This is a genomic window from uncultured Gimesia sp. (genome assembly GCF_937910335.1).
In the GTDB taxonomy this organism is placed as follows: Bacteria; Planctomycetota; Planctomycetia; order Planctomycetales; family Planctomycetaceae; genus Gimesia.
Window position 1 is genome coordinate 1 of the sequence record NZ_CALEMX010000236.1, and the last position, 5734, is coordinate 5734.

At 51.3% G+C, this 5734-nt stretch carries 5 protein-coding genes; 2 read left to right on the forward strand and 3 right to left on the reverse strand.

From position 1 onward, the window contains the following. Positions 1-496: 496 nt before the first annotated feature. Complete coding sequence (locus Q0668_RS09345) at positions 497-1528, forward strand: phosphotransferase (protein WP_298863319.1); 1032 nt, start codon at positions 497-499, stop codon at positions 1526-1528. Here the strand turns inward: Q0668_RS09345 and Q0668_RS09350 are convergent. Next, a complete protein-coding gene (locus tag Q0668_RS09350; RefSeq protein WP_298863322.1) occupies positions 1523-2458 on the reverse strand; it encodes an alpha/beta hydrolase in 936 nt (311 codons plus the stop codon). The genes Q0668_RS09345 and Q0668_RS09350 overlap by 6 nt on opposite strands. Before the next feature lie 480 nt (positions 2459-2938). Between Q0668_RS09350 and Q0668_RS09355 the strand changes: the two genes are divergently transcribed. Further along, positions 2939-3247, forward strand: coding sequence for a cyclic-phosphate processing receiver domain-containing protein (locus tag Q0668_RS09355; protein WP_298863325.1), 309 nt, complete (start codon positions 2939-2941; stop codon positions 3245-3247). A 177-nt stretch (positions 3248-3424) separates the two neighbouring features. On the opposite strand, the gene Q0668_RS09360 is transcribed toward Q0668_RS09355, so the two are convergent. Continuing rightward, complete coding sequence (locus Q0668_RS09360) at positions 3425-3931, reverse strand: lactoylglutathione lyase family protein (protein WP_298863328.1); 507 nt, start codon at positions 3929-3931, stop codon at positions 3425-3427. A 306-nt stretch (positions 3932-4237) separates the two neighbouring features. Further along, a partial coding sequence (locus Q0668_RS09365) for a neutral/alkaline non-lysosomal ceramidase N-terminal domain-containing protein (protein WP_298863331.1) occupies positions 4238-5734 on the reverse strand: 1497 nt, incomplete at its 5' end.

Genomic DNA, 5734 nt, shown 5'->3' on the forward strand with positions numbered 1-5734 from the left:
CTAAAGAAAAGAAACCAGTCTGGCCTGTGACAGACAAGCCTCCCTGGCCGCATCCTACAGCAACGTCGTGAATGAGATCACCGATGTCAATTTAAGTTCGTGCTTTTCGTGTCTTTCGTGGTAACAAAAAATACTAATTTCAGCGATACTTGTTTAATAGGTAAGGAATCGTTTTATTCTGTTCCTACTCGCTTTTGTCGTTCGATAATATATAGAGTCTCTGTGAAATACTTGAGTGATTCAGTCACGTTACTTACGGTAAGAACGGGCAGGGTCCTGTAAGAGTTTTCTTGTGATCGTAGTCTGGCATGGGTTTCCTTTACTGAGGGGTTCACGAATTCTTAGTTTCCATGAATTGAAACAGTGGCCCCTTGCCAAAACATTGCAAAACACGACAAATAATTGACATTTGATGACAGGCTCATTGAATTAACATCTCTCTGAAGGGATAAAAGGATCAGCAAACATTTCAACAGAGGCACTTGGAGAGCAAATCGTGGATCCGAATCATTTACCGTTAGACGATTCTTCCCCTTATCACAATACGCTCGCACAATGCGTCGATCACTGGGGACTCGTTCCCGAGAAGACGGAGTTAATCCGCGACGGTGTCAATCACGTATTTGCCACGGAGTTCGAGAACGGTGATCCGATCATTATCCGCATTAGCGACGGTGCGTTCCGCAAGCGAGGTGAGGTGTTGGGCGAATTGCTCTGGCTCGATCACTTAATCCGCAATGGATGCACGGTTACCACGCCGATTCCTTCGCGCGGCGGGGAACTGCTTGAGACAATTGAACTGGACGGTGGCACAATGCACGTCTCCTGCTTCGAACGTTTCGGAGGTCGGCAACTCGACCCGGCTAAAGATGCAGAGTGGAATGACGAACTCTTTCAGAAATTAGGCCGCGAGATTGGTCGCATCCATCGCGTTTCGGATCAGCTGCAATTACCTGCCGACCGCGATCGCTGGCCTTGGTACGAGAGCAAGCTCACACAGTTTCCCGATCCACTTCCCGAAGCCTTCAACCCGCGAGTCGCCGATGCGATGCGAGACTTTATCGATGAATTGCGCAAGCGACCGACGCCGTCTCGTCATTATGGACTGGTTCATCGCGATCTGCATGAGGGGAATTTTCTTGTAGAGGATGGCAAGGTACAGGTCATCGATTTCGACCTTGGCTGTTACGGCTGGCGGACGATGGACTTCGCCGTCCTGCTTTTCTCGAGCTATTACTATCCCAGTTTGCAAGTGCCAGGCGCGAGCCCCGAATTGGCTGGACATGTCCTGGCAAAAGTGGTACAAGGCTATCGCGAAGAATACACACTCGACCGAGAACAAGTAGAGACAGTAGTAGACATGATTTTGCTGCACACTATTCTCAACTACAACGTGATGGCACCGGCTGTGGAACATTGGCAGATTGCACTAGGCAACCCTCAGCCATCGGTAACAGAGAGCCTGGCATGGATCGAGCAACTCTGGCTTGGCGGCCAAAAACTGCAACTCGACCTCAGCCAGTTATAGCCGCGCGAGAAACGTCGCGATGTCAGCGTTGGCTTGCGCGGATGCCTCGGGTATCAGCTCGTCCTGCATAAAGAAGCTGTGAGGCATGCCGGCATAGACGTGATCCTCAACTTCGGCGCCAGCGGCACGGGCACGTTCGACGAAGATCCGATTATCTTCATACATCGCGTCTTGCTCACCAGTCACAACCAGCACCGGTGGCAACTGAGACAGGTCGCCATAGATAGGGCTGACATAAGGGTGGCGCCAGTCCTCCATGCGTGGCACGTAGCACGCTCGTCCGAAACCGAAAAGCGTGATATCCTGAATGGGGTGCTCCCAGGCGGCTTCGACGAAACCGGGTACTTCTTCATAGGCCATGTTTATCGCAGGGCACAGGGCGAGCACGGCATCAGGTGCCTGAAGGTCATGATCTGCCGCGTACAACGCTGCAGCCGGGCCAAGGTTGCCACCAGCGGAATCGCCACCCACGACGACTGGTCCGCTCGCATTTTTCTGACAGTGTTGGACAACCCCAATCACGTCGTGCAGTGCGGCGGGGAATGGATCCTCTGGCCCCAGACGATAGTCCAATGCCAGAACCGTCCACCCGGTCAAGGCAGCCATTCGCTTTGCCCAGGCCAGATGCTTTCCCGAGATTGGTGAAATCCAGGCACCACCATGCAGATAAACCCACACGCCAGTCCCACAATTTGGTGGTGTAAAACGTGTGATTGGCACATCGTTGCCGTCCAGGCCTCGCAGGGTGATTTCTTCGCGCGAGACCTCTGGGAAAAGTTCCAATCCTGGGGAATCCGGGTTTCCCCACGTGTCGCGCAGTTTGGCAATCAGTACATCGCGCAGAGGAGGCAACTGGCAAACACGGTCATAGTATGCCTTCGCCGGGCCCGGCTGTGTCCAAAATTGAGTTCCATCGTTGGACTCACCCACCGTACATCCTCCGTATGAGCGATCAAAACTCGCCGAGCGCAAACGCCACGCTCATGGAGAAATGGTACCCGGTTTGACAAGCAGAATCAAATTGAATCGAGAGAACATTGAATCGGCATAAGATCGCGCATTCAAAACGATATTGGTATAACGCACAGCGCGTGTCAGGCAATGGCAATCGAATTGCGAAATAGATCTCTCCCAAACTGCTCAGGTGAGTATCTTCTGATTCGCTTTGTTTACAGCTGGAGAACCTGGATGGAAAATGAAGCGTAGGACTTCGAGAAAAAGACGCAGGTACAGAAAATCGAGTCCTGATTTCCAAACATTCCCCAGGCCCGGAATTGCCCTTTTCTGCTGTTGTCGACACGTTTTGCGCGCTGAAGGCGAACTTTTGGTCTGGGAGCGTGTCTCTCCCCGTGAAGGGATCTTATCTCAGTATTATTGACTGGTTCTTTATACAAAATAGAAAGCGAATTTATGAGAATCTATCTGGACGATGTACGACCGGCGCCGCCGGGCTGGCAGCAGGTACGCTGGCCGGACGAAGCGATTACACTTTTAAAGACGGGTAACGTCAGAGAAATCAGTTTGGATCACGATCTGGGCGACGATACACGCGGGACGGGTTACGATGTCCTGTTCTGGATTGAAGAAGCCGTCGCCATGTGTGATTTCGATCCTCCGGTGATACGCGTACACACTGTCAATCCCCCGGCACGCAATCGCATGCTTTCAGCCCTGGTTTCGATTCAGCAACTGACCGAGTGTTACTGCGGCGCGGACTAAATGGCGTCGATCATACAACTTTGATGACACGATTTTGAAAACTACTTCTTCACTGACTCGAGATGAATGTTACGAAGTAGTTCAATCAGAGAGAACGCTCAAAGGGGTCCGGAGTCGATTTTTCTGCCCACGATGTGATAGCGGCAGGATAGTTATCGCGTAGTTCGAAAACAGGTTTCAATCAGAATTGCCTTGGTAAGCACCTGCTGAATATGTCAGTTCATAGCTGTGCGAATAGATTTCGATTAAGTTTCCAAAGGGGTCTTCGCAGTAGACCATCCGGTAGGGTTTTTCGCCGGGATAATACTCCCGGACAGGCATTCTCTGTTTGCCGCCGTTCTCAACGATTCTCTTTGCGAGGCCCTCCACATCCGGGTCTTGAACACAAAAGTGAAACACCCCTGTTTTCCAGTATTCAAAATTGTCCTCTGGTTTTTGGGCATTCTCAAACTCGAACAACTCGATACCAATTCTATCGCCGGTCGCCAAGTGAGCAATTCGAAATCGGCCCCAGCCTTTCCCGAACACATCGTTGCACATCACGCCAATGGCGGAATCATCTGACACGACTTCTGTGGCGGGCATGATAACGTACCACCCCAATGTTTTAGTATAGAATTCTACGGCTCGGTCTAAGTCCGTCACAGAAATGCCGATGTGAGAAAATGTTCGAGGAAATGGCATGCTGACTCTTTCAGGTTGGTTTTGGAATAGTGATATGATTGTGGGTTTTACGTGCTGACTGCTTCTGACAGGTGAAGCCCGATAACTAGTTATTAGACCCAGACCTTTTCAGTAAGCCATCCATCCATTGCCCCATTTTACAACAAGCTGTCTAATTACAACAATCTAAGTGCATGTTTTGACGCGATCTTTGCATGCAATATTCTCCTGAAAGGATGATTTTTCATCTATATGAGGAGAGGGATAGTAAAAGAGGCGAGAGTCGATTTTTCAGTCCCTCCCCCCTTTCCGGTTCGCCTTTAAAAATCACTTCTTCACCGATGCAGGATGAATGCGACGAGATAGTTCGATCAGCTTCTTGACCAGTTTGGGTGAGGCACCGACCTCGGCGTGTGAGACGGTTAACCATGTTTCATATCCGCCCAGTTCATGCTGACGGGGCGAAGGTAAATAGCCGAGATCTCCGTTGGCCAGGCCGAATACGAACGTCTCTTTGAAGGGGCTTTGCTTTTGAATGTCGAAACCGATTTCGACAAACACTTCAAAAGGCAGTGCGGCCAGACACAGATCACCAATGCGTAAGGTCTGTACGAAGGCCTCATCCGTTTCCGGCCATGCCGAGGCTTCAACGGCCCGGCGGGCAAAGGTAACGCGTCGTGCGAAACCGCGATCCTGCTGAGCTTCCAGAGTGGCATTCTTGAGCAATTCCTTTGCACGCCACACCTGCGCCTGTGTGGGACGACGACGTTTCAGAGTCAACCTCTCTGCTGCCGCATCCAATGGAACCCAGCTCTGATATTGAATCGATTTCTCGACGCGGATTACTTCCCGGGCGACGTCGCCTGCAACCTCGCGCATTTTCTCATAACGCGCGTAGCGTTTCTTTCCAGGTTGATTGTAATTTGCATAATCATTGTTATTCACATCGCCGCTGGCACCATTGCTAAGCATGCCGACAAACGGGGGGTCCTGGTCCGGCTCTGCATGCAGCCGCGCAAGCTGTCTGGCGAACATCCCAAAGTAATCCGCCGAAATATGTCCCTTGCCGACGCCACCGACATAGTGCAGCCAGTAGTTCGCCAACAGGGCAATCGGACGCCCCGACGTCGATTCAACAGACAGTACATAGACCTTGGGATTGACAGGGCCCGCTGGTTTATCGAGGACCTTCAGGTAGCCGCCGGGATTCGTGGCGGCGAACTCTTCCTCACCAAAAGGACTGGTAGCAGTCTGTCGATCTTTCAAAAGCCAGCGCCGGTTAAACACATGCTGAGGCACTTCACCTTCGCCCCAGCCGATGCGGGCCGGTTCTAATTGATGAAACGCCCGCTGCACACCATCTGCAATGCGGCGAATGACAAATTTCTGGTAGTCATCAAGCGGTTCTCTGAGTTTGAGATAGCTGGTCCCTCGCAGGCTCGGTGCTGAGTGTGTATGCGTGGCCGCGATCAGCACATTTTCGGGAGCGAGGCCCGTTATCTCTTGAATACGTTTCTTCGTCGGGTCGTGAAGTTCACTGGGAAACTTGACATTATCGATGATGACAATCGCCAGTTGTTTGTTCCCATCATCAAGGACCAGGCACCGCGCATGGAGTTCATCATGGATATGAATTGAGCCACGAGGGTTAAAGCCACCGATCAGGTCGGTTCCCAGAAAGGGTGTGATATTACTCGTCGCTGCGCCAGCACGAAACACCTTCGGCTGATCCGCTTGTGCCACGGCAACCGCAGGAAGAAACAACGTCACAATCAAAATTCGATAGATCATATTTTTACCATTGAATAAAGGTGTCAGTGATTT

What these genes read in the sequence shown, in the direction of transcription:
- Q0668_RS09355 (WP_298863325.1), top strand. Translation starts at nt 2,939, where the DNA reads ATGAGAATCTATCTGGACGATGTACGACCGGCGCCGCCGGGCTGGCAG.
- Q0668_RS09360 (WP_298863328.1), bottom strand. Translation starts at nt 3,931, where the DNA reads ATGCCATTTCCTCGAACATTTTCTCACATCGGCATTTCTGTGACGGAC.